The organism is Paractinoplanes durhamensis, assembly GCF_016862175.1.
Classification (GTDB): Bacteria; Actinomycetota; Actinomycetes; order Mycobacteriales; family Micromonosporaceae; genus Actinoplanes; species Actinoplanes durhamensis.
The window spans coordinates 23,704-48,480 of the sequence record NZ_BOML01000071.1 but is presented as its reverse complement, the minus strand read 5'-3'; the positions used below and the strand labels follow the sequence as shown (position 1 = coordinate 48,480).

The following is a 24,777-nucleotide window of genomic DNA, read 5'->3' as shown; positions in this document are numbered from 1 at the left end:
GCGAAGTGGCCCGGCAACCATCCGTCATTCAGCGCACCAGCTGCTGGCCTCCGTCGATGTCGTAGGTGGCGCCGGTCAGGGCGGTGTTGACCATCAGGTGCACGGCCAGGGCGGCCACGTCGTCCGGGCCGACCACCCGGCCGATCGGCAGGGTGGCCCGCAGTTGCGAACGGCGCTGTTCGAGGCCGTCGCCGAGGAGCTCGGCCGAGAGCGGCGTGTCGACGAAACCGGCGGCGATCACGTTGACCCGGATCGGCGCGATCTCCAGGGCCAGGTTGGCGGCGAGCGCGGGCAGCGCGGCGGTCATCGCGGCGATCACGGCGAGGCCCGGGGCGGGGCGGCGGGCGCCGGTCCCGCTCACGAACAGCAACGTGCCGCCCGGCCGGACCGTGCCGACGGCCGCGCGGGCCAGGGCGAGCGGCAGCGCGACATGCTCGGCGAGGTGGCGGGACGCGGCGGCGACGTCCATGTCGGCCAGCAGGCCGTAGTAGGGCCGGCCGGCGGTGACCAGCACGTGGTCGACCGGTCCGGGTTGCTCGGTGAGGAACGCGGCGAGCCGGTCGGTGTCGTTGGCGTCGAACGCGGCGGTGCCGGCCGCCTGAATCTCGGCGCCGGCTCGTTCGAGCCGGTCCTTGTCCCGCCCGACCAGGACCACCGAAGCGCCCTCACGGCGGGCCAGCCGGGCGGTCGCCAGGCCGATCCCGGCGCTTCCGCCGATCACCACCACGGTCTGGCCGGACAGCTGGGTCATGACCTCCTCCCGTCGAGCTGGGCTTCGAGATCGCGCAGGCCCTGGAAGATGGCCTCGGAGAAGGTCGGGAACGGCTGGATCACGTCGATCAGCACGGACAGCGGGATCCGGGCGCGGACGGCCGCGGTGACTTGCTGCAACCACTCGCCGGCCTCCGGCCCGAGCGCGTAACCGCCGATCAGTCGCTCACCGTCGGAGACCAACGTCAGAAAGCCCGGGCGGGTGTCATAGGCCCGCGTGTAGGTCGAGGTCCGCGGGACACCGGCCAGGGGAACAGTTGCGGTGTACGCCCCGTCGGCGTCCCCGACCGCGGCGGCCTGCGGATCGCAGAAGATCACCCGCGGGACGGCCTCGTAGTGGGCCTCGCGCGGCCGGCCCAGGATGTTCGAGGCCACCACCCGCCCCTGGTATTCGCCGACGTGGGTCAGCGACCACAGCCCGGTGACGTCGCCGATCGCCCAGAGCTTGTCGCCCGCCGACAGCCGCTCGTCGACCGCGATGCCCCGCGGATTGGCCGCGATGCCGACGGTCTCCAGGCCGATGCCCTCGACCCGGGGGCGGCGCCCGGTGGCGACGAGAAGACGGTCACCGTGGAGGGTGTCGCCGTTCGCGAGCTCCAACGCGTACCCGTCGTCATCAAGCCTGGCCCCGATCGGCGCGTTACCGAGGTGAATCTCGACGCCGTCGGCCCGCAGGGCCGCCGTGACGCCCTCGGCGAGGGCGGGCGCCTCCCGCGACAGCAACCGGGAGCCGCGCTCGACGAGCGTGACCGACGCGCCGAGCCGGGTGAGTGCCTGGGCCATCTCGACGCCGATCGCGCCGCCGCCGAGGATGAGCAGCCGCCGCGGCACCTCGGTGAGCGAGGTGACCTCGCGGTCGGTCCAGAGACCGTCGAGCTCGCGCAGGCCCGGGATCGGCGGGATGGCCGCGTCGGAGCCGGTGGCGATGACGATGTGCTCGGCCGTGCAGGTGGTTTCGCCGACGACCACGGTGTGCGGACCGGCGAGCCGCCCGCGCCCGCGGATGACCTCGATGCCCGCGCCGCGCGCCCAGGCCACCGCGCCGGAGTCGTCGTAGTTGGACACCTCGAAATCGCGCCAGGCGAGCGCCGCTTTCACGTCGAGCTCGCCGACGACGGCCTCCCGGGCACCCGGCACCTGCCGCGCCGCGGCGATCGCCTCGCCCGGCCGCAGCAGGGTCTTGGACGGGATGCACCCGAAGTAGGAGCACTCGCCGCCGAGCAGGTACTTCTCCACGATGGCGACCCGCGGGCCACCGGCGGCGATGGCCGCGGCGCAGTGTTCACCCGGCGCGCCGCCGCCGAGGACGAGAACATCGAAGTTGTCCATCCGCCCACCCTGCCCGGTATCCGCCCGGCTTCGCCCCCGTCAGATGCCCTGGCGTACTTGACTGTGACGTAACGTCACAGTCAAGACTGACCCGGTGCGCATCAAGGAGCTGGCGGACCTCACCGGGTCGACGGTCCGGACCATCCGTTACTACCACCAGATCGGGCTGCTGCCGGTCCCTGCGCAGCGCGACGGCATCCGCGACTACGGGCTGGTGCATGTCGCGCGGCTGGTGCGGATCCGGTGGCTGGCGCAGGCCGGGGTGCCGCTGGCCACCATCCCGGCGATGGCCGGCGACGGGCCGGGCGCCCTGGCCGACCTGCGTGCCGCCGTCGCCGCCCTCGACGAGCAGCTGCGCGAGCTGCAGACCCAGCGCGACCGGATGGACCGGCTGATCGCCGGGATGGAGCGCGACGGTCGGCTGTCGCCGATGCCGGCCGTGATCGGGCAGTTCTACGACCGGCTGTACGACGAGGCCGCCGACGAACGCACCCGCCGGGTGATCCGCCGCGAGCGTGACTTCATGGAGCTGGCGTTCTACCGCGGTGACATGCCCCCGGAGGCGGCGGTGCTCTACGAACGGCTGGCCGGCGCCGACCTGGCCGAGAGCTCCGAGGGTTTCCGGCAGATCGCCGACCGCGCCGACCGCGCCGGGCCGATCGACCAGCAGGAGATGGAGCGGATCGCCGCCATGCACGCCGAGCGTCTCGCCCGATGGCTCGGCGAGGACTTCCTGCCGGTCGTGCGGTCGATCGACATCGAGACCGCCCGGCGGGCGGCCGACCTGTGGGTGCGGCTCGCCGCCCCGCCGCAGCGGCTCCTCGACCGAGCCATGGCCGACGCCATCATCAGCCTCATCGAGAAAGGACAGGCCCAGTGACACCGGTCATCGAGATCGACGGGCTCGTGAAGCGGTTCGGTGCGTTCACCGCGGTCGACGGCCTCGACCTGCGGGTCGAGCCGGGCAGCGTGCACGGCTTCCTCGGCCCCAACGGCGCCGGCAAGTCGACCACGATCCGGGTGCTGCTCGGCCTCTACCGGCCCACCGCCGGGCAGGTGACCGTGCTCGGCCTCGACCCGGCCCGGCACGCCGCCGAGGTGACCAGGCAGATCTCGTACGTCCCGGGCGATGTGGCCCTGTGGCCCAACCTGACCGGCCAGGAGGTCCTCGACGCGCTCGGCGGGCTGCGCGGCCGCCGCGACGAGGAGGCCGAACGCCGGCTCGCCACCGATTTCGCCCTCGACACGAGGCGGCGGGTGCGCACCTACTCGAAGGGCAACCGGCAGAAGGTGGTGCTGGTCGCCGCGTTCGCCGCCCCCACCGACCTGCTGATCCTCGACGAGCCGACCTCGGGCCTGGACCCGCTGATGGAGCAGCTGTTCCAGCGGTGCGTGCGGGAGGCGTCCGCGGCCGGCCGCACGGTCCTGCTCTCCAGCCATCTGCTGGCCGAGGTCGAGGACGTCTGCGACACGGTGACGATCATCAAGGACGGCCGGCTGGTCGAGTCGGGCCACCTCACCGACATGCGGCACCTGGCCGCCTCGACGGTGACCGCGCGGGTGTCCGGTGTCGTCGTCGACCGACTGCCGGTGCCGGCCGTCGTCGAAGCCGGTCTCCTGCGCATGAGCGTGCCCCGCGACCTGGTGCCGACGGTCCTGGGCATCCTCGCCGAGGCGGATGCGCAGGACATCACCTGCATGCCGGCCCGCCTGGAGGACCTGTTCCTGCGCCACTACGCGGTGGCGGCCCGATGACCCGCCTGCTGCTGCGCCGCTACCGGGTCATGCTCGGCAGCTGGGTGCTGCTGATGATCGCCCTCTGCCGGGCGACGTTCCCGGCCTACGAGAACACCTACGCGACGGAGGAGCAACGCCGGGAGGCGGTCAAGCTCGCCCAGCACAATCCGGCCACCACCTTGATGTACGGGCTGTTGCCCGACCCGGGCACGGCGGAGCAGATGTACCACTGGGAGATCGGCGCCTTCGCCACCATCCTGGCCGCGGTCATGGGCGTACTCGTAGCGGTGTCGTTGACCCGGGCCACCGAGGACGACGGCGCCCTGGAACTGTTGCGCGGCAGCGGCCTGGCCCCGAAACAGCCGCTGCGCAGCGCGTTCGCGGTGTTGACGGGTTGCGCCGTGCTGCTGGCCGCCGGTTGCTCACCCGACCGGTTCGGCGCGGTGATCGGCCTGACCTTCCTGGTGACGGCGGCCCTGACCACGCTGCTCGCCCAGATCGCACCGACCGCCGGCCAGGCCCGGCTGTTCGGTTTCACCGTGGTCGGCGTGTCCTTCGCGATGCGCGCGTACGCCGACACCCAGGACGCCGCCTGGCTGAACTGGTGCAGCCCACTGGGCCTGCGCGCCGTAGCCTCCGGCTGGCCTGAGTTGCTGCCGCTGTCGGTGGCAACGGTGCTGGCCGCGGCCGCCGCGATCCGCTTGTCCGAGCGACGAGAGTTCGGCGCCGGCCTGATCCGCCGCCACGACACCCACCACAGCCGCGTGCGGGCCCGCACCACGGTGGCCCTGTCCTTCCGCCTGGCCCGGACGTCCCTGCTGACCTGGACGGTGGCGGTGGCCGCGATCGGCACGATGTTCGCCGCCATGGGTTCCGGCACCATCGAGCTGCAGCGCAACGGCGAGGTAGGCGGTTTCCTGGGCAGCCAGACCGGCGGCGCCGATCCCGCGGCCGGCTACCTGTCCTTCTGCGGCACGATCGTCGCCATCATCGTCTGCGCTTTCGCGATCCTGTCCGCGTCGGAGAGCCGCCGAGCAGAACGGCGAGGCTTGACCGACATGGTGCTGACCGCAGGCGTACGCCGATGGTCGCCCTTGGCCGCCCAGGCCGCCGTGACGGTTGCGGGTTCCGCCCTGATCCTGACCGCAACGGGCGCACTGAGTGCTGTGATCGCCCCCGCAGTCTTGAACGGCGACGACATAGCCACCCGAGCGTTCGTCTACATGATCGGCCAGTGGCCGGCCACCGCAGCCCTGACCGGTTGCACCGTCCTGCTGGCCGGCGCCCTACCACGCCTGACCGCGCTGGCCTGGCTCCCCCTGCTGACCGGCGCGGTCCTGACCCTGCTGGGCGACATTCTGAAGATCCCCCAAGGAGTCCAGGACTTGAGCCCGTTCCAGCACGTCCCCGACATAGCCGCCGCGACCACCCCCGCGACGGCCCTGCTGGTGATGACCGCCTTGGGCGTGGCGCTGAGCTTGACCGGCCTGCTCGGCCTGCAACGACGAGACCTCCAGCCCGGTTGACCCCACGTTGATCCTTGCCGGAGCGCGACTGCCCGGATGTTCAGCTGCCCGCGCTGCGGTAGCGCACCAAGGGGGCGGACCGCAGCGCGAGGACCTCGTGCCCGATGCCGGCCACGATGTCGCCGTTCCCCGCCACCGCGACCGCCCGCGCCGGGTAGGGCGTGGCCCAGCGCGCCGACTCGGTCTGCCTGACCGCGTCCCACACCCGGATCGTGCAGTCGTCGCCGGCGGTGGCGATGACGTCCGAACCCCGCACCCGTCCGTGGGCGATCGCGTTGACGACACCGACGTGACCGTCGAGAACGCCGATCCGCTCGTGGGTGTTCAGGTCCCAGAGGCAGACGTAACTGTCCTCGCCCGCCGTCACCGCGACCGGGACGTCGTCGAGGACGCACGTCGCCACCGCCCGGCCCGCACCCCGGTGCGCCTCGAAGGCCGACCGTAGCCGCCACGTGCGCAGATCCCAGAGACGCACCTGGCCGTCGTCGCCCAGAGATACCAGCAGCGGTGCATCACCGGCGACGGTGAAGGCGAGTCCGTTGACCACCCCTTCGTGGCTGACCATCGACGCGAGCTGCCGGCCGGTGCGCAGGTCCCACGCCCGCAACATACCGTTCGCCCCGCCGACGACGGCCAGACTGCGGTCACCGATGGTGGCGGCCGCGACCGCCCAGATCCAATCGGTCTGCCCGGCGAACTCGCTGCGACGCTGGCCGGTCGTCAGATCCCAGACGCCGATCGCGTAGTCGCCGCCCCCGGCCACCACCGCCACCGGCGTTCGGTCGACGGTGGTGCAGGCCACGGCATTCACGGCACCGGAGTGGCCGGTCAGGGTGGCCAGCTGCGAGCCGGACGCGACGTCCCAGACCCGGATCGCGCCGTTCCCGTCCCCGCCAACCGTCACCGCGACATCGTTGCCGCGGATATCGGCGCAGGCCACTGCCCAGAGCCAGCCGGTGTGACCCTGCGGAACCTGCGGGGCGGCCACCACCGTGCCCGGCTGAGCCACCCGGTTGTCCTGCAGCACGGCGGAGACCGCGAGTTCACCACCGGGCACTTCGGTTTCGAGGTTCCACAGTCGGATCGCGCCGTCGGCGCCGGCCGTCAGGGCGGTCAGCACGCCGTCGACCCGAACGCTGGAGACACCGTTGATGGCGCCGGAGTGGGCCCGCAGGGTCAGCCGCGCGGTGCTGTCCGTGACGCTCCACACCCGGGCGGCGTGGTCGCCGCCGCCGACCACCACCTCGACGCCGTCGCCGGCCGGGACGCATGCCACGCCGTTGACCCAGCCGGTCTGCGCGTTGAAGGCGAACATCAGCGACTGGCTCTGCAGGTCCCAGACGCGTACGGCCCCATCTCCGCCACCACCGGTAAAAGCGACCGGCACGCCGTCGATCTCGGCGCAGGAAACCGACCAGACCCAGCTCGCGTGCCCGGTGAGCGCGCACCGCTCGACACCGGTGAGCAGGTCCCAGACGCGTACCGTGCCGTCGGCGCTGACGCTGACCGCGACCGGAACGTCGTCCACGACCGTGCAGCAGACACCGTTGACCGCGCCCGCGTGGCCCTTGAGAACCATCAACTGGTCACCTGCCCGCAGGTCCCACACGCGCAGGGCCGCGTCGTTGCCGCCGACGACGGCGACGGGGGTGTCCTGCACCGTCGTGCACGCGATGCAGCCCACCGGTCCGGCATGCCCACTGAACAACGCCAACTGCTTGCCGGTCAGCGGGTTCCACATCCGCACGCTGTAGTCGTCGCCACCGCTGAGCACGACCGGTGTCCCATCGACCACGGTGCAGGCGACGGCGTTGATCGCTCCGCTGTGCCCCTTGAGCTCGGCCCGCACCGTTCCGGCCCGGCCGTCCCAGATCCGCACCATGCCGGTGTCGTTGCCGCTGACCACGATCGCGGCGCCGTCCACGATCGCGCCGGCGACGCAGATCACCGCGCTCGTGAAGGCCCTTGCCGAGCTGTCGTCGAGCTGGCTTCTCGTCGCCCACAGGGGCGCCCACGTCTGACCTGCGCTGAGCTTGTGGGACAGATCCCGGGAGCCGTGCCGCACCGCGTCGATGGCGAGCAGCTGGCGCCGGACGGCGGGTTGTGACCACCGGTGATCGCCGGCCGAGGTGCGGTAGATACGCGCCACCCGCTGGCTGTTGGCGGCGGCGGCGTAGCGCAGTGCCGGCAGCAACTGGTCCGGTTCGGCGGCCACCAGGTACTCGGTGTCGTTGAGCAACTCGTCCAGGTTGTTGGAGCGGGCGGCGTGGGCGGCGAGGTGGCGCCGCACGTACGGGTGAGCGCGCGCCCAGTCGCGGTGACCGTCCGGTGTGTGCGGAACCTGGCGTACGAGTACCCGGACGAAGCCGCCGTGCACGGCGAACTCGTCGACGCCGACCCGCAGATGCTCGGCCAGTGCCTGGTGGTAGAGGCGGTACGCCGAGTGGCCGACCTCGGTGGCCTCCACGACGTACCGGCCGGTGGCCCGGCGGAGCCAGAGCAGATCGTCATCGGCATAGGAGCGCCCGGCGATCTGTGACGCGACCGGTGCCCAGAAGTCCTCCCACGGCAGGCCCTGCCCCTCGGCGAAGGCGAGTGGGCGCAGCAGGTCGCGGGCGCGGACCGCCTCGGCGCCGAGACGGTCGTCGAGGTCGTGCGCCATGGCCGACTCGGCGGTGCGCGGCAGTGACCGGATCCAGGCCGGATCGTGCGCGTCGGGGGGAATGGTGTCATCGGCCGCGAGGGTGCTGGAGACGATCCGGGCGACCAGGAACGAGGGAAAGGCGGCGTCCGCCACCGCGCGAGCGATCTCGACCGCCACCGCCGGCTGGGCGCTGGCGTACGGGCTGTCGGCATACGACTCGGTCAGGCCACGCAGGGCGTACGCACCGAGCGCTTCCCGATCGGAGTAGGTGGCGTTGTCGAGGTCGACGGTGACGGCGTCGGCGTGCAAATGGCGCAGCAGATGCGGGCGGGAGCCGAGCAGCAGCCGGATCCGTCCCCCGCTGTACCGGATGAGGGGCCGGATGACCCGGGTGACCAGGGTTTCCGGGGTGGCCGCCTCATCGAGCGCGTCGATGATCGCGGTGAACGGCCGGTCCCGGTCGGAGAGGGCGTCCAGCAACGTTCCCGGGGTCTTGGCCGCCACCTGCGCGGCGGCCGCGAGCCCGCGCAACACGTCGTCGTCGGTCAGCGCCTGCGCGTAGATCGCGACGTCCACGGCGCCGGCCGGCGGGACTGCCCGCTCGGGCAGGTCGAGCGCGTACAACGGGACGCTGCCGCGGCGCTCGGGATTGGTCAGCACCGCGACGAGTCCCAGGATGGCGGTCTTTCCCGAGCCTGGCCCGCCGGTCACCACCATGGCCGGTGACCGCTTGTCGGCCAGTCCCAGCCAGGCCGTGAGGTCGGTGAGGGTACGGCGGCGCCCGGCGAACCACCAGCCGCCCTCCTCACCGAAGGACGCCATGGCCCGGATCAGCATGCGACGGACGAGTTCGGTGTCTCGGCGGTCGGCCTCGCCCTGCCATTCCGCCGCCTGCTGGATGGCCATATCGGCTTCGGCTGTGCGGACCTGCCGCCGCGGGTTGGGGAAGAACGGCGGCACGTTTCCCGACATCCGGGCTGCATGCCACTCGATGACCTGCTCCGACGGCCGGTCCGGGTTGGCGTTCATGTTCGCGACGAGCGTGCCCAGGTCCAGGGTCGGCGGTTTCTCGCCCGCCGTGGCGAGGCTCTCGACGGCGGCTGTCAACAGGTCGGGCAGGGCGTTGACCACGGCTTCCTGGCTCGGCTGCGCCGCGGCCAGAAACGCGAACCGGCTGCTGTCGCCACCGTGCCGGCGCAGGCCCTGCATGGCCGCGTCGACGGCCTCCTTCGCGCCCTGACCGGAGTGGCAGGTGTCGAGAATCATCAGCAGCTGCGCCAGGTCGGAATCCTCGAGCAGGGTGGCGGCGATCTGGGCGGTCGGCAGTGCCTGCTTCGGCCGGATGACGTCCGCCTCGGCGGTCAGGAACATGTGCTGGCTCGGCGAGCCGACCACCTGCCCGTGGCCGGCGAGGTAGACGGCCACGATGTCGTCGGGTCGGCGATCAGGATCGGTCGCGAACCGGTCGAAGTGGTCGAGCAGAGAGGTGCGGTCCGGGTCCAGCCCCAGGTCGCTGACGTGGGTGTACCCGAGGCGGCCCACGAACAGGTCGATGATCTTCTGACGGGCGCGAGCCAGGCCGGGCCGGTCGGCGTACGGTGACCGCTTGTAGTGCGCGACGGCGGTCGCGATCAGAAATCGGCGAGGCGATTCACTCGTCACGGGGCACCTCTCACCTGCGTGGTCAAAGCGCGATCGACCGACACTTTAGGGTTCGATCGGCGCCTCGGGCGGCAAATCCGCGAGGACCCGCGTCATGTCTCGAACGAGGGCCTGGACCTCCGCCGCGCTCGCCTCTCTCATCTGCACGCCGCTCAGCTCCACCGACCGCCCGGTCCGATCATTGGCCAGGCGCACGCGCAGTGTGCGGCCCCGCCGGTCGAGCCAGCCGGTGACCGCCCCGGCGAGCACGGTGATCGCTCCGCCCGCACCGACCGCGACGGCGATCGCATCGGCGACGCCGCCGAGATGATCCGAATCAGCCATCGCGCGCAGTTCCAGCCTCCCATCAAGCGCGTCGAAGGTCCCTAGGTAAGCATGCAGGGATCGCAGCTCCGACAAGCCGGTTTGGGCGGCGAAGGTGACGATGACAGTCAACGGCCCTCCCTACGCGAATCCACGGTGTCATCCTGCCATCACCCAGCGTTCGCGCCGAGCCTCTGTTGCCGTCCGATTCGAGCTCATCCGTAAGCGTCGGGTCGTGTGGTGGCCGTCGCGGGTGTGGTTGTCACGCCTGGGGGCGTGGGATCCGTCGTTGGGGCATGACTCAACGAATGTCCTGGGCGGAGCTGGCTCCCGGTGGGTATGCCGCTATGGCTCAGCTGGAGAAGTATGGGCGGGCCCACGTCGAGCCGATCGTTCTGCACCTGATCAAGGTTCGGGCGTCGGTGCTGAACGGCTGTGCGTTCTGCATCGACATGCACACGACCGAAGCTCTTGCCGACGGTGAGCAGGCCCGCCGGCTCTTTGCGGTTGCGGCCTGGCGGGAAGCCGAAAGCTTCTTCACCGCCAAGGAGCGTGCCGCTCTTGCCCTCACCGACGCCGTCACCAAGGTCAGTGAGCACGGTGTGCCCGACGACGTCTGGAACGAGGCGGTCAAGGAGTGGTCCGAGGAGGAGGTCGCCAATCTGAACAAGATCAGCGGACCAGAATTCTATCCAGGTTCGACACCTCGAGAACCATCCGGACGATCGGGCCCGGATCGCGCAGCATGAGCTGAACTCCCCGGCCGGCGGCGGCGCGCTGGGCGGCGACCAGCACGCCGATGCCGGTGGAGTCGAGGAACGTCACCGAGCTCATGTCGACGTCGATCCGGCCGCTGTCGTGGGTCGCCACCGCGGTGCGCAGCACCTCCCGCAGCACCTCCACCGTTTCCATGCTGACGTCGCCGACCGGCTCCACCGTGGTGGTGTCGCCCTGGCGTTCGATGCGGTACTCGAGTGACATGGCGCGCGACGTACCCCGGCGGTCGTCAGTCCAAACAGAATTCGTTGCCTTCGGGGTCGGTCATCACGATGAAGCCGGAGCTCATCGGGGGCGCGGGCTCGGTCCGGCTCTGCCGCTTCGCACCGAGCGCGACCAGGCGGTCGCATTCGGCTTCGAGGGCGGCCATCCGCTCGTCGCCCTGCAGGCCGGGCGCCGCCCGTACGTCAAGGTGAAGTCGGTTTTTCGTGATTTTGTCCTCGGGGACCTTCTGGAAGAAGAGCCGCGGGCCGACGCCGTCCGGATCCTCGACCGCCGACTGGTTGTTGCGCTGGTCGGCCGGCACGCCGACCTTGTCGAGGAACGCGTCCCACGCGGCCAGCGGATCGGCGCCGGGCGGGAGGTCGGCGCCGGGCGGGGCGGGATGCACGTAGCCGAGCGCGTCACGCCAGAACGCCGACAGCGCAGCCGGGTCGTGGGCGTCGAAGGTGACCTGAATGTGCTTGCTCATGCGACCCACCCTGGCACAGGTTGCGGTCAGTTTCAGACCGCTTTCAGCCTGGCGAGAGGTGATGACGGATGTCGATATTTGCAGTAGCGTGAAAGCCACTCTTGCGAGGTGAAAGTAATGGGAATCGAGGTCACCGGACTCGACCTGCGCTACGGCGACCACCCCGCCGCCCGCGACATCACCTTCGACGTGCGGCCGGGCGAGTTCGTCAGCCTCATCGGCCCGTCCGGCTGCGGCAAGAGCAGCGTGCTGCGAGCGCTCGGCGGCCTCCTCCGCCCGGCCGGCGGCGAGGTCCGGGTCGACGGCGAGCGGGTGCGGGGCCCGCTGCCGACCAGGATTGCGTACGTCTTCCAGGACCTCGCCCTGTTCCCGTGGCGATCGGCGCGCCGCAACGTCGAGGTGCCGCTCGCCCTGCGGGGTGTCCCGCGCCGCCTCCGCCGGGAACGCGCCGACGAGCTGCTCGGCAAGGTAGGCCTGGCGGAGGTCGCCGACAAGGTCCCGGCCCAGCTGTCCGGCGGCATGCGGCAGCGGGTCGCGATCGCCCGCGCGCTGGCCTCCGACGCCGGCATCCTGCTGCTCGACGAGCCGTTCGCCGCCCTCGACGAGCAGACCCGCACGCAGCTGGGCGCCGAGCTGCTGCGGCTGCTCGCCGAGGAGGGCAAAACGGTCGTCTTCGTGACGCACAGCCTCCTGGAGGCGGTCCGGCTCTCCCACCGGATCGTGGTGCTGACCCCCGGCCCGGCCCGGATCAGGGAGGTCATCACGGTCGGCACCGAGGACCCGCACGAGCTGCACGCCAAGCTGACCGGCCTGCTGTTCTCATGAGAGCCCTCGTCTACCTCGCGGTCGCCGCCACCACGCTGCTGACGTGGTGGCTGCTCACGGTGACCGGCACGGTGGCGCCGCTGATCCTGCCCCCGATCAACGAGGTGGTGACGGCCCTGCGGCAGCAGGACCCGGTCGTCCCGATGGCGATCACGACGGCCCGAGCGGCGTACGGGTTCGCCCTCGCCACCCTCCTGGCCGTCCCGATCGGCGTCGTCCTCGGCCGCGACCAGCTGCTCAACCGCGCCTACGAACCCCTGCTGGCGACCGTCGCCGCCGTCCCGCTGGTGGTCCTCTACCCGGTCCTGGCCGCCACCCTGGGTCTGGGGACCTCCTCGAAGGTCGTCCTCGGCGGCCTCTACGCCTTCTTCCCGATCGCCATCGCCACCACCCGCGCCGTCCAGCAGATCGACCCCGAGCTGGTCACCGCGATGCGCTCGATGGGCGCCCGGGGAGCCGACCTGACCCGTACGGTCGTGATCCCCTCCGCCCTCCCCGGCATCGTCTCCGGCCTGCGGGTCGGCCTCGGCCTGGCCCTGGTCACCGTGGTCGCCGGCGAGTTCATCGCCGGCGACGAGGGCGTCGGCTACCAACTGGCCGCGAGCAGCCAGGGCTACCAGAGCGCCGCCCTGTTCGCCTGGGTGGTGCTGGCCATCGCCCTGACGATCGTCGTCAACACCGTCTTCACCGCAATGGCAACGACGCTGGAAAGGACGCTCCGAAGATGACACGGATGATCGGACCGGCCCTGGTCGCCACGCTCCTGCTGGCGGCCTGCGGCACGTCGAACAGCACCGCCGACCCCGGCGCCGAACCGGGCACCCTCCACCTGGGCATCGTCCAGGGCCAGGACTTCACGCACGCGCTGCCGGCCCGGATCGCCGAGGCGCAGGGCATCTTCGCCAAACACGGCCTGAAGGTCGAGATCGTCGACTTCTCGGCCGGCTCCGACCTGGTCAAGGCGATCGTCGGCGGCACGGTGCAGGCCGGCGAGGTGACCGGCCTGGACGTGGTCGCCGCGGCGGCGTCCGGCATCGACCTGAAGGCTTTCTACGGCACCGCGTCGGCCACCCCGATGGCGGTCATCGTCAAGGACCGTTCGCCGATCCGCGCCCTGCCCGATTTGAAGGGCAAGAAGGTCGGCATCTCCAAGTTCGGTTCGCTGACCGACTTCACGGTCAAGCTGATCGCCCAGAAGACCGGCGCCACCGACATCAAGCCGGTCCCGCTCGGCGCGCCGTCGGCCAACACCGCCGCGCTGGCCAAGGGCGACGTGGACGCGATCATCCTGCCGGTCGAGTTCGCCTACGCGCTGCAGGCGGCCGGCACCCCGGTCACCGCGATCCGGATCGCCGACCTGACCACCGACAGCCAGTTCGGCACCTTGGCCGCGCCCGGCGCATGGCTGGATGCCAACCAGAACGAGCAGGTCACGGCGCTGACCGAGGCCTACGCCGAGGCGATCACCTACCTCCAGGCCCACGAGCCGGAGTCGGTCCAGCTGGCGGTGTCGAAGCTGGGCATGAAACCGGCGGTGGCAACCCAGGCCTATCAGGAACTTTCCAAGGATTTCACCCCCACCGGCAAGATCAACACCGCAGGGCTTGCTGCGTACGCCGAAAGCCTGCCCGGACTGAAGCTCGCGCAAAAGGTCCCCACCGAGCAGCAGTACTACGACCCGAAGTTCACCGCGAAGTGAGACTGCGCTGGGCGACCATCGCCCTGCTGGTGGTGGCGTGGGAGGTGGCCTGCCGGACGCTGGTGCGCTCGGACGACTACCTCGCCCCACCGTCGGAGGTCCTGACCACCGGCTCTGCTTACCTGGCCCAGCCCGACACCGTGGCCGCGCTGACCGTGACCACGACCCGCTTCCTGGCCGCCTTCGCCGTGACCGCGTTGCTGGGCGTCGCGGTCGGCCTGGCCCTGGGCCGAACCGGCTGCCTGGTCCCCGCCGCCCGAGACATGATGACGGTCCTCTACACGCTGCCGCTGGTCCCGTTCTACCCGCTGTTCGTGCTGTGGTTCGGCCTGGGCTTCCGCTCGGAGGTGGCGTTCGGCGCGATCCACGGCGCCGTCCCGGTGGTGCTGGGCACGATGGCCGCCGCGTCCCGCGTGGACGAAACCCTGATCACCGCAACGAGAGCGATGGGCGCCGGCCGAACCCGAACCCTGACCATGGTCGTCCTGCCCGCCACGGTCCCCGATGTGGTCGGCTCCCTGCGAATCGGCGCAGCGTTGTCCCTGCTAGGCGTCCTGCTGGCCGAGCTGATGGTCTCGGTCGACGGTGTCGGCCACCTGATCGCGGCCCTGATCGCCAACCTGCGCGGCCCCGAACTCGACGCCGTCATCCTGGCGGTCTGCGTCGGCGCGGTGGCCGTCAACGTGCTGCTGCAGGCGGGCGAGCGACGGCTGTCCCGCTGGCGCGAGCAGCCGACGCCGAGCGCCCATAGGGTGGCCAGATGACGTTCGGACCGCGCCTGGCGCGCTTGATGGAGGTGCGTGGTCTCGACGCCAACACGCTGGCCGAGCGGATAGCGGCCGAGCGGGTGGTGCCTGAGCGGGTGGTGCCTGAGCGGGTCACGTCTGAGCGGGTCACGTCTGAGCGGCGCGCCGGTGGCGCGGACGAAATCCGAGCGGTGCTGCTCGAGGGCGGCGACCCGGAGCCGGAGCTGTTGCGCCGCCTTGCGCCGGTGCTCGGGCTGCATCGCAGCGACCTGTTCATCATCGCGGGCCGCCCGGTCCCCGACGATCTGTCCCCCTGGGACGGCGCGGCGCGAGGTGGCATGGATTGGCTCGCCTGGTCGCTGACCTACGTGCCCGGGGCGGCGGAGCGGCTGCACGAGCTGATCCGGTCGCTGCCGCCGGCGCCGCGCCCGCCGTTGCGGCCGGCGCCGCCCTACGAGCGGTACCCGGACGACGGCGCCGGCGCCCTGGTCGTGCGGCTGCTGCACAACCGGAACCTGAGCTGGTTCGGCATCGCCAAGCACGTGTTCGGGCTGGGCGGCGGCCCGATGTTGTCGGCGTCGACGATCGGCTCGATCGGGCGCGGCAGCAAGGCGCTGACCCCCGAACTGCTGAGCGCCATGGGTGCCCTGCTCGACATCTCCGCGCCCGACCTCACCGCAGTGACCGGCATCGAGCCGTCCGCCCCACCGAACCGCCCGAACGTCGCCGCACTGCTCTGGGACGCCCGCCGCCTGACCGCCGCCCAGGTGGAACAGGTCCACGCCCGGGCGAAAGCCCTGCGCGCCGAGATGAGCGAACCCCGCGCCTGAACGACGGCCGGCGGCGACCGGCGGCGGCCCGCATCGGAGCGAACCCTGCGGCGGATGAACTGTGCGCGTGGGGTCTGGCCGTCGCCGACCTCGGGCGGCGGCGGGATGTTGTTATCGCTGGGTGGCCTGGCGGAGCATCTCGTCCGTCTCCGGGTCGGGGAGTAGCTCGCGGACCTCCTGGGGGCAGCGGCAGCCGGCGGCGATCTTGGCGGCCCACGGCAGTGCTTCCTCGCGGGTGGGCACGTCGATGACCACGAAGCCGCCGACCACCTCCTTGGTCTCCGGGTACGGGCCGTCGGTCACCGTGCCGTCCGTCGCCACGATGCTCGCCTGCTGGCTCAGCAGGCCGGCGCCGAACACCCACACGCCGGCCGTCACCGCCTCCTGGATCACCGCGTGCGCCGCCTTGCCCACGTCGGGGAAATCTTCGGCGGGGATGTGGTCCATCGCGCCGTCGTCGAACGAGATCAAGAACCGCGGCATCGCATGACTCCCTTGTTCGGCTGCCTGTCATCTGCTCTACGAACGGTTCGGGCCGGATCCGACGCAAGGCCAAAAGAATTTTCCGGTACGGGCGACTCGCGCGAAAGGCGCGCTACGGCCGTTCGGCCGTCGGAGCTTGCGGGCGGCAGCCGCCGGAGGCGGGGTTCGCGATGGTGCGGTTGTGGACGGGGCCGAGCGTACTCATATCGGTTTCGTGGTCTGGATCGCCGTCAGGCTGGCTTTCCACAGGCGTTCTGCGCGCTTTGCATTGGTTGATCGGGGTGTTGCCGAGAATGGGGCGCGTTGCGCGAAGTAGCCGCCGGGGATCAGCGCGGCCGGATCGGTGGCCAGCCAGATCAGGGTGTCGGCGCCCTGCTCGCTGGAGCGGAACAGACCGGGCGCAAGCCGCGCCGCGCTGAAGGCCGGGCTGCGCCGGCCGAAACCGCTGCGGACCAGGCCGGGGAAGAAGCATGTCGGCACGATGCCGAGGCCGGACCAGCGGCGGGCCGCCTCGATCGTCATCAGGATGTTGGCCTGTTTGCTGGCGCCGTAGGCCAGCCAGCGGCTGATCTGACGGCGGCCCGGGCGATCGACATCGAGCGTGCCCCAGGCCTCGGCCAGCGAGGACGTCGTCACGATCCGGGCGGGCGAGTCGGGGCCGGCGGCGGCCCGCAGTCGGTCCAGCAGCAGGTGAGCCAGCAGAAATCCGCCCAGGTGGTTGATCTGCATGGTCGGGTCGTGGCCGTCGGCGGTGGGGCGGCGCACCGAGGTCAGCAGGCCGGCGTTGTTGGCGAGGACGTCGATCCGTTCGTAATCGGCTGTCAGCGCCGCACCTACCGCCCGGACCTCGTCCAGCACCGCGAAGTCGGCGCGGAACGACGCCGGCGTCCGGCCGCCGGCCTCGCGAACCCGCGACACGGCGTCCGCGAGCCGGGCCGGATCCCGTCCGAGCAGCACGACGTCATCACCGGCCCCGGCCAGGGCGATCGCCGCGGCCAAGCCGATTCCCGAGCTCGCGCCCGTCACCACCACAGTTCGGCGCATAACCCATTCGATCATCAGCGGCCGCCGTCCGCACCGATCATGATGTCGACATGACCCGGACCAGGCTCGTCGCAGCGGTGGCCGCCGTCGGGGTCGTCGCCGGCGCCGGCGCCATGCTGTTCGCGCTGGTCGCCCGGCCTGTGCCGTGGTGGCAGGGCTATGTGAGCGAGGCGGGGACGGCCGGGCAGCCGCATGCCGTGGTCTATCGGCTGGGGTTGGTGCTGGTCGCACTTGGCGTCGCGCTGCTCGGCCGGGCCCTGCGACGCGCCCGGCTGCTCCTGCTGGTCGCGGCCGTGTTCGCCGGCACCACCAGCGCCGTGCCGTGCACCGACCGGTGCCCGCTGCCGCCGTACGAACCGACGACACCCGCCGACCTGATCCACACCGCCGCCGGCATCCTGGGCATGGCCGTCCTGGCCGCCGCGATGGCCCGGGCCCGGTCATCGGCCGCCTCCCCGGTGTCGCGTCGGCTGACCACCGTCGCCTTGTCACTGACCCTGCCGCTCGGCGTGGTGTTCGGCCTGACCCTGCTGGTCGCCGGGCGCGGCACGACGAGCGCCCTGCTGGAGCGGGCCCTGCTGCTGGTCGCGGTGGGCTGGTTGATCGGCACCGCCCTGCTCACCGCGCTGGAGAGCAACGACGAGTCAGGTGCTGAGCTCGGCTCGCTTCGGTGAAGGTTCGGCCGGCGGCGATTCGGCAATTATCGCGTCCGTCCTGGGCAGCAGTGAACGGAACGTAGCCGCGAGGCGTTTCTCCCTTACCAGCCCTTAAGGCGCTGACCCCGGAGAAACCCCCGGCTACCCGCCTCGACGACGGGTGGAATACCGGAGGCGATCAATGGCGTGGGCGGTCCACGCTGAAAGCCATGACCCGCACGAGATCGGAGTTGATCCACATGCGAAACCATCTGCTCACGGCCCGCGCCGCGGCCCTGTTCGCCAGCGATCTGCCCGCCGGTTCCCGGCCCAGCGCTCCGGTCGTCGACGCGGCCATCGCCGGCGCCGTCCGGCGCTGCGGCGGCACCCGCGGCTGCGTGGCGCACCTGGCTACGACTTACGGCGACTACCCGGAGATCGCGGCTTCGCGCATGCGCTGGGCGCGCGGGGTGGTGGAAGCCATATACGGGGCGCGCGATCGAGAACTGGTCGCCGCCTGAGCTCGGATGCCGGCAGGCCACTTTAGGGTTGGCCGGTGATGGAGATCAGTGACGGTGGCATGGTGTATTCCGCCGACCGTTTCAGCTACAAGATCGTGGGTTCGATGGTCGTCGGGTTCGCGCTCTACGGTGCCGAGCGTGGCCTTCTGGCCCACTTCGGCTATCTGCGGTCCTACGAACAGTTCCGCCACACGTTCGGGCCGGCGGACCGGGCCGAGGAGGATCGGGTCTACGGCGATCTCCTGGGATACCACAGCTACTACTGGCACTCCCGGAAACACGTGTACTGGAGTGCCGACGACGAGGACGGAAATGGTTGCCTGTCCTCGATCAGTCTCGGCGACTATCCCGGCAACGCGGGCCCCGAATAGGCGCGCCGGTGTCGGAAGGCTTTCCCAAAGCTCGCATCGTCACGGCGCTGTTGCGGGACGGCGATCGGATACTGCTCTGTCACCGATCTCCCCGGCGCCGTTGGTACCCCGACGTCTGGGACCTGCCCGGTGGGCACATCGAGCCGGGGGAGCTGCCCGGCGCGGCCCTGGCCCGGGAGCTCCGAGAAGAACTGGGCATCGACATCGCGGCGCCGTCGGGCCCGCCCGTGCACGAGGTTCATGCCGCCACGGCCGACATGCAGATCTGGCTGGTCGAGACGTGGACGGGGTCGCCGGTCAACGCTGCGCCCGACGAGCACGATGCCATCGGGTGGTTCACCGCGGATGCGCTGGGAGAACTGTCCCTGGCTCACGACAGCTACCGTGCGCTGTTCAGAGAGGTCCTCGGATGAGTGGATCGCCTCTCGCCGCTGAGGCGACGCCGATCGGCCAGAAAGCCACGCCGGATGGGCAACACCTGGGCGGTCCTCCCGCAGAACTGGACCGTCAAAAAGCAATCCGCAACCGCCGGCAAGAGCCTTCTCCTTGGCCAGGAGACGCCGTCGGTGATGGTCACGGCTCGCTCGGGTGCACCGAAGGCTAGATTTCGTATCCGTATACGTGGCGTTTACACTAGCCTCGTGGAGGAGAACTACGAGTTCAGCGAGAGTCGCATGGCAGGACGCGGTGTTCGTGCTACGTCAGAGCCAACCCGTCGTGCGTAGGCACATCGGGGCGGTGCTCAATGTCGCGGGCAGGGACCGGCAAGGGCGCTGGCTGGCCGTGGCGTTGATCGAACTCGACCCACTACGTGACGATCAGTACACCGTCGTCGGTGCGAGGTACCTCGACGAGGCCGAGATCGCCGCGATCGAGCACATGCTGAAGGGATAGCTATGACGGACAACAGCGAGATCCAAGCCGCACTCGACAGCCGCGACTGGACCGGTGCCGAAGTCGTCACCGACCGCCCTCGCGCGAAGATCGTGCACTCCGTGCGCCTGCCCGCCGAATGGTCTGAGGCCCTTGAAGCCGAGGCCGATCGACGTGGAACGACACCGTCGCGACTCATGCAGGACTACATCCTGGCCGGCCTTCAGCAGGACTCGGCGGCGCCCGAGGGCACTGTCACGATCAGCAGGGCGGCGTTGCACCAAGCCATCGACGCCGCACTGATGAATGCTGCCTGATCAGGAGCTCACGGATGGCACGTGCGGGCAGGGGCGAGCGTGCGCCGATAGGCTCACATCGTGGTTTCGCCGGAGAACCAGTCGTCGTTGCCGCAATTCATCATTCTTGTGTACGAGCGGGAAGTCCCCGACAGCGCGGCGGCCGTCTCGCCCGCCGTTCTCGAAGCCCATCTGCGGCTTCGGCAGAAGATTGCCGAAACGGGCGGCCGGATCGTCGCGGGCCACGCCGCGCGAAACGCTTCCGCGCCCGCTCGTCACGGCGTAGTCAGCAAGTCCGTTTTGCGCATCGGATGGGTGGCGGGTCGTCGGCTTCGCGACGGTGATCATGGGGAAGCGGCGCCGCTGAAAACAGGGCGACATCTTTCGGCCGGAGCCGGGAGACTCTCCGGGTGATTGCCGACGCCGTCCTCCGCCAGGTGCGTCCCCCGTCACCGCTGGCCGGGCGGCTTTCGGTGCAGTCGCTGCTCTTCGCCCTCGGTGAAGGCGCCTTCCTGACCGGCTCGGCGGTCTTCTTCACCCAGATCGTCGGGCTGTCCGCCGCCCAGGTCGGTCTCGGTCTGACCATCGCCGGGATCGCCGCGTTCCTGGCGGCGCTGCCGATGGGCAAGCTGGTCGACCGGTTCGGGCCGAAGAAGATGTGGGCGGCCGGTGCGGCCGGGCAGGCGGCGATGTTCGCGGTGTGGCCGTTCATCACCGGCTTCCACGGCTACCTCGCCATGGCCGTCGGCATGGAGGTCATCGGTGCGCTCGGCTTCGTGGCCTACGGCGCGTACACGATCGACGTCCTGCCGCCCGGCGAGCGGGTGAAGTCACGGGCGTACATGTATTCGGCCCTCAATCTCGGTTTCACCCTCGGCGCCCTCACCGGGGGTGTCGCGTTGGCCTTTCACTCCAACCACGTGCTGCATGCGCTGCCGTGGTTCACCGCCACGGCCTTCCTGGTCAACGCCACCGCCATCAGCCGGCTGCCGCGCGCCGCGCACGACAACCGCAGCCCGGCCGACCGCAAGGTGAAGATCCCCGGGCCGGGCCCGCTGGGTAACCCCGGCTGGCTTCTCACGAACTTCTTCGTGGGTGTCTTCTGGACCAACCAGGTGCTGCTCAACGTCGTCATTCCACTGTGGCTGGTCGAGGAGACCGACGCTCCGCGGGTGCTGCTCGCGTTCCTGTTCGGCACCAACACGGTGATGTGCATCTTCCTGCCGATGGTGGCCGCCCGCGGGGTCACCGGCGTCTCCACCGCGCTGCGGGCTGTCCGGGTGTCGTCGACCTTCTTCGTGATCTCCTGCCTGATCACCATGGCCACCCACGACACCGTCGGCTGGGTCACGATCGCCCTGGTCTGGCTGGGGCACGTCACCGTTACCGGCGCGGAGCTGTACCTCTCGGCCGCCGGCTGGACGTTCGAGGCCGAGTTGATGGATCCGCGTCAGCGCGGCGCCTACCAGGGGGCGGCCAGCCTGAGCAGCACTCTCGGGAAGGTGTGGGCGCCCGCGGCGTACACGTTCCTCGCGATGAAATGGGGTTCGGCGGGCTGGTTGGTGATCGCCGGCATCGTCGTGGTGGCGACGATCGGGGTGCATCCGTCGACCCGGCTGGCGCGGCGCTTCCTCGAGAAACACGTCCCGGCCGAGGTGCTGGCCGACGCCCGCGCCGCTACCCCCGACCCCACGGCAGCATGACCACCTTGCCGGCGGCCTGGTCGGCCTCCATGTACCGGTGGGCCTCGGCGATCTCGTCCAGCCCGACGACGCGATCGAGGTTCGGCCGGTAGACGCCGGCCTCGACGTTGCGCACGACCCGCTCCAGCACGTCCACGCAGCCCTTGGCGTCGTCGCTGTGGAAGGCCGTCAGCCGCGTTCCGGACGGGATCATCGCGATCGGCTCGAAGTCCCGGATCAGCCATCCGCTGAGCGAACCCGCCACGCACACCGTCCCGCCCCGCGCGACCAGCCGCAGCGAGTCGGCGACCGTGTCGGCGCCGACGAGATCAAGCACGTGGCTCGGCCCGGCAGGCCACGGCGACCCGGCGCCGTCCAGGAGCACATGGTCGACACCGGCGGCGGTCAGCGCGGCCGCCTTCTCGGCTCGCCGGGTGGTAGCCGCGACCTCGACGCCGTGACCGTGCGCAATGGACGCGGCGGCCAAGCCCACCGACGACGTCCCGCCGCGAATCAGCAACCGCTCGCCCGGCCGGATCCCCAGCGCGTCGAAGGCGCCCTGCGCGGTCAGGTACGTCTCCGGCAGCGCCGCCAGCACCTCCCAGGCAAGGGTGCTGGTCACCGGCATGATCAACGCGTTCGGCAGTAGGACGTACTCCGCATAACCACCGTCGAACGCCCGGCCCATCTCACCCATCACCGCCGCGACGGTCGCACCCTCCGGCAGCGCCGGGTCGGTCGAGGCCGCCACCACTCCCACACATTCGATCCCCAGCACTCGCGGAAAACTCACGCTCGGTGAAAACCCTTGGCGGGTACGCAGTTCGGAGCGGTTCAGCCCCGTTCCCCGTACGCGTATCAAGCTCCAGCCCGCCCGAACCGCCGGCATCGGCAGCTCCCGAATCTCCAGAACCTCGGGCCCGCCCGCCCGGACACAAACGGCCGCTCGCATCGTCGTAGTCATGCCCGGAAGCTTCATAGCCGGAGCCGCAGTCCACCCACCGGTAGAATGCCAACTCATGCCCGTAGCCCGCCAATCCCGGATCTGGCCCTCCGGCGGCGTGCATCTCTGGCCCTCCGGCGGCACCAGCGAAGCCCATTCACATTCACGAGCCCATCTGGTGTACGCCGCCGGCGGCGTCCTGTCCGTCCACACCGAACGCGGCACCCTGATCGTCCCGGCCAACCGGATCGTGTGGATCCCGGCGTCGTCCATGCATCACCACCGCGCACACGGCGACACCGACATGCGGATCGTCTTCCTGTCCCCGTCGCTCGCCGCGCTGGCGCCGGCGCACCCCGCGGTGTTCCTCGCCTCCGGCCTGGCGCGCGAGGTCCTGCTGACCCTCACCGGCACGCGGCCGCTCGACCGCGGCGCCCGCAACCGCCTGCACCGGGTCCTGCTGGACGAGCTGCGCGAGGCCCCCGAGCAGCCCCTGCGCCTGCCCGCGCCCCGCGACGACCGGCTGCAGGCGGTGGCCCGCATCCTCGACGAGAACCCGGCCGACAACAGCCCACTGGCCGAGCTCGGGCGGCGGGCCGGCGCCGGAGCCCGTACGCTCAGCCGCCTTTTCCATGACGAGCTGGGCATGACGTTCTACGAGTGGCGCACCCAGCTCCGCATCGGCCACGCCCTGGTCCTGCTGGCCGAGGGCCACGACGCGACCCGCGTGGCCCAGGCCTGCGGTTGGGCGAACCCGAGCCACTTCATCGCGGCGTTCACGGCGATCGTCGGCACCACCCCCGGCCGGCACCGCACCGACGCACCCACCGTCAAACGGCCCTGAGCTGCTCGGGGTCGATATCGGCGATCTCCTGAAGCTGGAGGCCTGTTGGCGGACGTTGTGGCTGGCCCGGCGGGTCGAACACGATGCGGGAAGCGTGCTCACCCAGGGGACCCGGAATCTCTGCCTCGACATGCTGTTCGACGTATCCGTGTTGCTCCTGGGCGTGCTCGACACCGTGGCGTCGTCGGAGCATGGCGGGAGTCCCGAGCCGCTGCACCGTACGGCCCTGATCATCGACTCTGATCTTGATCGGATTGAGCAGTTTGCCGAACGCGGCGCCATCCACCGGACGTTCCGCAACTACCTGCTGGGCCTGCCGCTCGGAGCGTTGTTGCTCGCGGTGCCTGTTTTCGTCATCGAGCAGTGCCTGCCCATTCCGGAGCGGATGCAACACCTGCTCGCGTTGAGCATCATCGGCGGCGGCATCGGTGCCATGACCAGCGTCATGGTCCGGATCACTCGAGGTCAGAAACTCTCGGTGGACGTGCTGCAGGGCGGTTTCGTCACGTCCCTCGCCGGATTGTTCCGGCCGGTGGTCGGCGCGGTTTTCGGTAGCCCTTTATGCGCTGCTGGTCGGTGGCCTTCTGCCGATCGCGGCCGATCAGCAGGAGGCCCACTTCTTCGGCGGGCTGGCGTTTCTCGCCGGGTTCACTGAGCGCTGGGCCCAGGACATGATCGTCCGCAGCGCACCGGTCGCCCCGTCGCCGGCCTCGGCCGGCCGCCGCCCACTGCAGGACGTCCCGCGCACCCCCGGCGACCGACGCACCTGAGGCGCGGCTCGATCGCGGGCCGTCAGTCGATGTGGCGGGGCGCCGGCGCGCGACGAGGCAGCTCTGTCGATGCGACGGCGATGGAGGCGGTCAGCAGGGCGATGCTTGCCGCGATGTCGAGCAGGTAATGGTTCGCCGTGGTGAGCACGACGGCCGCCATCAGCGCGGGGAACGACCACGCCAGCAGCGCCAGGCGTGGATGGGTGCCGCGCAGGGCGGACCACACGGCGTACGCGCACCACAGTGCCCAACCCACGTGCAGGCTGGGCATGGCCGTGTGGTGGGTCGGATGCGTCCAGCTCTCCCGGCCGGCCTGGTTCAGGATGTCGTACCTGGCGACGATGTCGACGGCACCCGGCAGCGCGAAACGCGGCGGCGACATCGGCACCGCCCAGTAGATCGGCAGGACGAGCACCATCATCGCGACCATCGTCCGGCGCACCTGGCGATAGACATCGGCGTGCCGGATCAGCACCCACAGCAGGACGGCGGCGACCACCACGTAGTACAGCCGGTACACATAGACCGCCAGATGGCCGAGAACCGGGTTCCCGGCCAGCCAATCGTTCGCGCCGAGCTCGATGTCGACGTGCGCCGCGCGTTCGATGGACTGCAGGGTCAGCGCATTGGCGTGGGCGGCCGCGAAATCCTTGCCGACGGCGGCATCGAGCCGCGTGAACAGCCAGAACCAGAGCAGGAGAAGGATCAGCTCGGTGAGCCGCCGCCTGCTGGTCACGTGGGCACCATATCTGGGTACGCCGGACGACCTGCTCGT

Annotated in this window: 29 protein-coding genes; 19 read left to right on the top strand and 10 right to left on the bottom strand. The window is 70.7% G+C overall.

Annotated features, from left to right (window positions below):
- Positions 1–28: 28 nt before the first annotated feature.
- On the bottom strand, positions 29–751 hold the full coding sequence (locus Adu01nite_RS41470) for an SDR family oxidoreductase (RefSeq protein ID WP_203734851.1): 723 nt from the start codon (positions 749–751) through the stop codon (positions 29–31).
- Positions 748–2,100, bottom strand: coding sequence for a dihydrolipoyl dehydrogenase family protein (locus Adu01nite_RS41465; protein ID WP_203734850.1), 1,353 nt, complete (start codon positions 2,098–2,100; stop codon positions 748–750). Before Adu01nite_RS41465 ends, Adu01nite_RS41470 begins: the two co-directional genes overlap by 4 nt.
- Positions 2,101–2,194: 94 nt before the next feature.
- On the opposite strand from Adu01nite_RS41465, the gene Adu01nite_RS41460 reads away from it, so the two are divergent.
- The 3 genes from Adu01nite_RS41460 to Adu01nite_RS41450 are packed head-to-tail and all read left to right on the top strand — an operon-like array spanning position 2,195 to position 5,363.
- Positions 2,195–2,980, top strand: a complete 786-nt coding sequence (locus Adu01nite_RS41460) for a MerR family transcriptional regulator (RefSeq protein ID WP_203734849.1) — start codon at positions 2,195–2,197, stop codon at positions 2,978–2,980.
- Positions 2,977–3,855 (top strand): ABC transporter ATP-binding protein, encoded by an 879-nt coding sequence (locus tag Adu01nite_RS41455; protein WP_203734848.1) that lies wholly within the window; start codon positions 2,977–2,979, stop codon positions 3,853–3,855. The genes Adu01nite_RS41460 and Adu01nite_RS41455 overlap by 4 nt, the downstream gene beginning before the upstream one ends.
- The gene (locus Adu01nite_RS41450) at positions 3,852–5,363 is read left to right on the top strand and encodes an ABC transporter permease (RefSeq protein ID WP_203734847.1); all 1,512 of its coding nucleotides are present in this window, start codon (positions 3,852–3,854) and stop codon (positions 5,361–5,363) included. The genes Adu01nite_RS41455 and Adu01nite_RS41450 overlap by 4 nt, the downstream gene beginning before the upstream one ends.
- Before the next feature lie 40 nt (positions 5,364–5,403).
- On the opposite strand, the gene Adu01nite_RS41445 is transcribed toward Adu01nite_RS41450, so the two are convergent.
- Together Adu01nite_RS41445 and Adu01nite_RS41440 are read right to left on the bottom strand one after the other, a co-directional pair.
- Positions 5,404–9,669 (bottom strand): caspase family protein, encoded by a 4,266-nt coding sequence (locus tag Adu01nite_RS41445; protein ID WP_203734846.1) that lies wholly within the window; start codon positions 9,667–9,669, stop codon positions 5,404–5,406.
- 45 nt (positions 9,670–9,714) lie between these two features.
- Positions 9,715–10,104 carry an effector-associated constant component EACC1 gene (locus Adu01nite_RS41440; protein ID WP_203734845.1) on the bottom strand — a complete coding sequence of 130 codons (390 nt, stop codon included), beginning with the start codon at positions 10,102–10,104 and terminating at the stop codon, positions 9,715–9,717.
- Positions 10,105–10,319: 215 nt separating this feature from the next.
- On the opposite strand from Adu01nite_RS41440, the gene Adu01nite_RS41435 reads away from it, so the two are divergent.
- The gene (locus Adu01nite_RS41435; protein WP_239133110.1) at positions 10,320–10,721 is read left to right on the top strand and encodes a carboxymuconolactone decarboxylase family protein; all 402 of its coding nucleotides are present in this window, start codon (positions 10,320–10,322) and stop codon (positions 10,719–10,721) included.
- Here Adu01nite_RS41435 and Adu01nite_RS41430 read toward each other — a convergent pair.
- On the bottom strand, positions 10,645–10,953 hold the full coding sequence (locus Adu01nite_RS41430; RefSeq protein WP_203734843.1) for an STAS domain-containing protein: 309 nt from the start codon (positions 10,951–10,953) through the stop codon (positions 10,645–10,647). The two genes, Adu01nite_RS41435 and Adu01nite_RS41430, sit on opposite strands and share 77 nt — an antisense overlap.
- 25 nt (positions 10,954–10,978) lie before the next feature.
- Positions 10,979–11,440: a VOC family protein gene (locus Adu01nite_RS41425; protein WP_203734842.1), complete on the bottom strand. Its 462-nt coding sequence runs from the start codon at positions 11,438–11,440 to the stop codon at positions 10,979–10,981.
- Between the two features lie 117 nt (positions 11,441–11,557).
- On the opposite strand from Adu01nite_RS41425, the gene Adu01nite_RS41420 reads away from it, so the two are divergent.
- Genes Adu01nite_RS41420 through Adu01nite_RS41400 form a run of 5 tightly spaced genes read left to right on the top strand, consistent with a single transcriptional unit; the run spans position 11,558 to position 15,540 of the window.
- Positions 11,558–12,265: an ABC transporter ATP-binding protein gene (locus Adu01nite_RS41420; RefSeq protein WP_203734841.1), complete on the top strand. Its 708-nt coding sequence runs from the start codon at positions 11,558–11,560 to the stop codon at positions 12,263–12,265.
- Positions 12,262–12,993, top strand: coding sequence for an ABC transporter permease (locus Adu01nite_RS41415; protein WP_203734840.1), 732 nt, complete (start codon positions 12,262–12,264; stop codon positions 12,991–12,993). The genes Adu01nite_RS41420 and Adu01nite_RS41415 overlap by 4 nt, the downstream gene beginning before the upstream one ends.
- A complete protein-coding gene (locus tag Adu01nite_RS41410; protein ID WP_203734839.1) occupies positions 12,990–13,964 on the top strand; it encodes an ABC transporter substrate-binding protein in 975 nt (324 codons plus the stop codon). The genes Adu01nite_RS41415 and Adu01nite_RS41410 overlap by 4 nt, the downstream gene beginning before the upstream one ends.
- Entirely contained in the window at positions 13,961–14,728 is a 768-nt protein-coding gene (locus Adu01nite_RS41405) for an ABC transporter permease (RefSeq protein WP_203734838.1), read from the top strand. Before Adu01nite_RS41410 ends, Adu01nite_RS41405 begins: the two co-directional genes overlap by 4 nt.
- Positions 14,725–15,540: an XRE family transcriptional regulator gene (locus Adu01nite_RS41400; protein ID WP_203734837.1), complete on the top strand. Its 816-nt coding sequence runs from the start codon at positions 14,725–14,727 to the stop codon at positions 15,538–15,540. Before Adu01nite_RS41405 ends, Adu01nite_RS41400 begins: the two co-directional genes overlap by 4 nt.
- 111 nt (positions 15,541–15,651) lie before the next feature.
- Here the strand turns inward: Adu01nite_RS41400 and Adu01nite_RS41395 are convergent, their stop codons facing one another.
- Positions 15,652–16,023 carry a YciI family protein gene (locus Adu01nite_RS41395; protein WP_203734836.1) on the bottom strand — a complete coding sequence of 124 codons (372 nt, stop codon included), beginning with the start codon at positions 16,021–16,023 and terminating at the stop codon, positions 15,652–15,654.
- Positions 16,024–16,224: 201 nt separating this feature from the next.
- The gene (locus tag Adu01nite_RS41390) at positions 16,225–17,082 is read right to left on the bottom strand and encodes an SDR family NAD(P)-dependent oxidoreductase (protein ID WP_239133109.1); all 858 of its coding nucleotides are present in this window, start codon (positions 17,080–17,082) and stop codon (positions 16,225–16,227) included.
- Between the two features lie 35 nt (positions 17,083–17,117).
- Here Adu01nite_RS41390 and Adu01nite_RS41385 point away from each other — a divergent pair, with 35 nt between their 5' ends.
- The 8 genes from Adu01nite_RS41385 to Adu01nite_RS41350 all read left to right on the top strand — a co-directional run bounded on the left by Adu01nite_RS41385 (position 17,118) and on the right by Adu01nite_RS41350 (position 21,466).
- Entirely contained in the window at positions 17,118–17,741 is a 624-nt protein-coding gene (locus Adu01nite_RS41385) for a DUF998 domain-containing protein (RefSeq protein WP_203734835.1), read from the top strand.
- Between the two features lie 191 nt (positions 17,742–17,932).
- Entirely contained in the window at positions 17,933–18,223 is a 291-nt protein-coding gene (locus tag Adu01nite_RS41380) for a hypothetical protein (RefSeq protein ID WP_239133108.1), read from the top strand.
- 35 nt (positions 18,224–18,258) lie between these two features.
- The gene (locus Adu01nite_RS41375; protein WP_203734834.1) at positions 18,259–18,594 is read left to right on the top strand and encodes a hypothetical protein; all 336 of its coding nucleotides are present in this window, start codon (positions 18,259–18,261) and stop codon (positions 18,592–18,594) included.
- Positions 18,595–18,602: 8 nt separating this feature from the next.
- The gene (locus Adu01nite_RS41370; protein ID WP_203734833.1) at positions 18,603–19,007 is read left to right on the top strand and encodes an NUDIX domain-containing protein; all 405 of its coding nucleotides are present in this window, start codon (positions 18,603–18,605) and stop codon (positions 19,005–19,007) included.
- Positions 19,008–19,311: 304 nt separating this feature from the next.
- Positions 19,312–19,488, top strand: a complete 177-nt coding sequence (locus Adu01nite_RS41365) for a hypothetical protein (RefSeq protein ID WP_203734832.1) — start codon at positions 19,312–19,314, stop codon at positions 19,486–19,488.
- A gap of 2 nt (positions 19,489–19,490) precedes the next feature.
- A complete protein-coding gene (locus Adu01nite_RS41360; protein WP_203734831.1) occupies positions 19,491–19,784 on the top strand; it encodes a hypothetical protein in 294 nt (97 codons plus the stop codon).
- A gap of 60 nt (positions 19,785–19,844) precedes the next feature.
- On the top strand, positions 19,845–20,177 hold the full coding sequence (locus Adu01nite_RS41355; protein ID WP_203734830.1) for a hypothetical protein: 333 nt from the start codon (positions 19,845–19,847) through the stop codon (positions 20,175–20,177).
- Positions 20,174–21,466, top strand: coding sequence for an MFS transporter (locus tag Adu01nite_RS41350; protein ID WP_203734829.1), 1,293 nt, complete (start codon positions 20,174–20,176; stop codon positions 21,464–21,466). Before Adu01nite_RS41355 ends, Adu01nite_RS41350 begins: the two co-directional genes overlap by 4 nt.
- Here the strand turns inward: Adu01nite_RS41350 and Adu01nite_RS41345 are convergent.
- Positions 21,441–22,397, bottom strand: a complete 957-nt coding sequence (locus Adu01nite_RS41345) for a zinc-binding dehydrogenase (RefSeq protein ID WP_369076831.1) — start codon at positions 22,395–22,397, stop codon at positions 21,441–21,443. The genes Adu01nite_RS41350 and Adu01nite_RS41345 overlap by 26 nt on opposite strands.
- A 67-nt stretch (positions 22,398–22,464) precedes the next feature.
- On the opposite strand from Adu01nite_RS41345, the gene Adu01nite_RS41340 reads away from it, so the two are divergent.
- Positions 22,465–23,232, top strand: a complete 768-nt coding sequence (locus Adu01nite_RS41340; RefSeq protein ID WP_203734827.1) for a helix-turn-helix transcriptional regulator — start codon at positions 22,465–22,467, stop codon at positions 23,230–23,232.
- A 94-nt stretch (positions 23,233–23,326) separates the two neighbouring features.
- Positions 23,327–23,887, top strand: a complete 561-nt coding sequence (locus tag Adu01nite_RS41335; protein WP_203734826.1) for a hypothetical protein — start codon at positions 23,327–23,329, stop codon at positions 23,885–23,887.
- A gap of 137 nt (positions 23,888–24,024) precedes the next feature.
- Here the strand turns inward: Adu01nite_RS41335 and Adu01nite_RS41330 are convergent, their stop codons facing one another.
- Complete coding sequence (locus tag Adu01nite_RS41330) at positions 24,025–24,738, bottom strand: phosphatase PAP2 family protein (RefSeq protein ID WP_203734825.1); 714 nt, start codon at positions 24,736–24,738, stop codon at positions 24,025–24,027.
- Positions 24,739–24,777 lie beyond the last annotated feature (39 nt).

Excerpts from the sequence above, each read along its gene's own strand:
- Adu01nite_RS41385 (WP_203734835.1), top strand. The coding sequence starts at position 17,118 with ATGACCCGGACCAGGCTCGTCGCAGCGGTGGCCGCCGTCGGGGTCGTC.
- Adu01nite_RS41415 (WP_203734840.1), top strand. The coding sequence starts at position 12,262 with ATGAGAGCCCTCGTCTACCTCGCGGTCGCCGCCACCACGCTGCTGACG.
- Adu01nite_RS41410 (WP_203734839.1), top strand. The coding sequence starts at position 12,990 with ATGACACGGATGATCGGACCGGCCCTGGTCGCCACGCTCCTGCTGGCG.
- Adu01nite_RS41470 (WP_203734851.1), bottom strand. The coding sequence starts at position 751 with ATGACCCAGCTGTCCGGCCAGACCGTGGTGGTGATCGGCGGAAGCGCC.
- Adu01nite_RS41400 (WP_203734837.1), top strand. The coding sequence starts at position 14,725 with ATGACGTTCGGACCGCGCCTGGCGCGCTTGATGGAGGTGCGTGGTCTC.
- Adu01nite_RS41390 (WP_239133109.1), bottom strand. The coding sequence starts at position 17,082 with ATGATCGAATGGGTTATGCGCCGAACTGTGGTGGTGACGGGCGCGAGC.
- Adu01nite_RS41360 (WP_203734831.1), top strand. The coding sequence starts at position 19,491 with ATGACGGACAACAGCGAGATCCAAGCCGCACTCGACAGCCGCGACTGG.
- Adu01nite_RS41395 (WP_203734836.1), bottom strand. The coding sequence starts at position 16,023 with ATGCCGCGGTTCTTGATCTCGTTCGACGACGGCGCGATGGACCACATC.
- Adu01nite_RS41425 (WP_203734842.1), bottom strand. The coding sequence starts at position 11,440 with ATGAGCAAGCACATTCAGGTCACCTTCGACGCCCACGACCCGGCTGCG.
- Adu01nite_RS41340 (WP_203734827.1), top strand. The coding sequence starts at position 22,465 with ATGCCCGTAGCCCGCCAATCCCGGATCTGGCCCTCCGGCGGCGTGCAT.
- Adu01nite_RS41435 (WP_239133110.1), top strand. The coding sequence starts at position 10,320 with ATGGCTCAGCTGGAGAAGTATGGGCGGGCCCACGTCGAGCCGATCGTT.
- Adu01nite_RS41420 (WP_203734841.1), top strand. The coding sequence starts at position 11,558 with ATGGGAATCGAGGTCACCGGACTCGACCTGCGCTACGGCGACCACCCC.
- Adu01nite_RS41430 (WP_203734843.1), bottom strand. The coding sequence starts at position 10,953 with ATGTCACTCGAGTACCGCATCGAACGCCAGGGCGACACCACCACGGTG.
- Adu01nite_RS41380 (WP_239133108.1), top strand. The coding sequence starts at position 17,933 with ATGACCCGCACGAGATCGGAGTTGATCCACATGCGAAACCATCTGCTC.
- Adu01nite_RS41465 (WP_203734850.1), bottom strand. The coding sequence starts at position 2,100 with ATGGACAACTTCGATGTTCTCGTCCTCGGCGGCGGCGCGCCGGGTGAA.
- Adu01nite_RS41450 (WP_203734847.1), top strand. The coding sequence starts at position 3,852 with ATGACCCGCCTGCTGCTGCGCCGCTACCGGGTCATGCTCGGCAGCTGG.
- Adu01nite_RS41345 (WP_369076831.1), bottom strand. The coding sequence starts at position 22,397 with ATGCGAGCGGCCGTTTGTGTCCGGGCGGGCGGGCCCGAGGTTCTGGAG.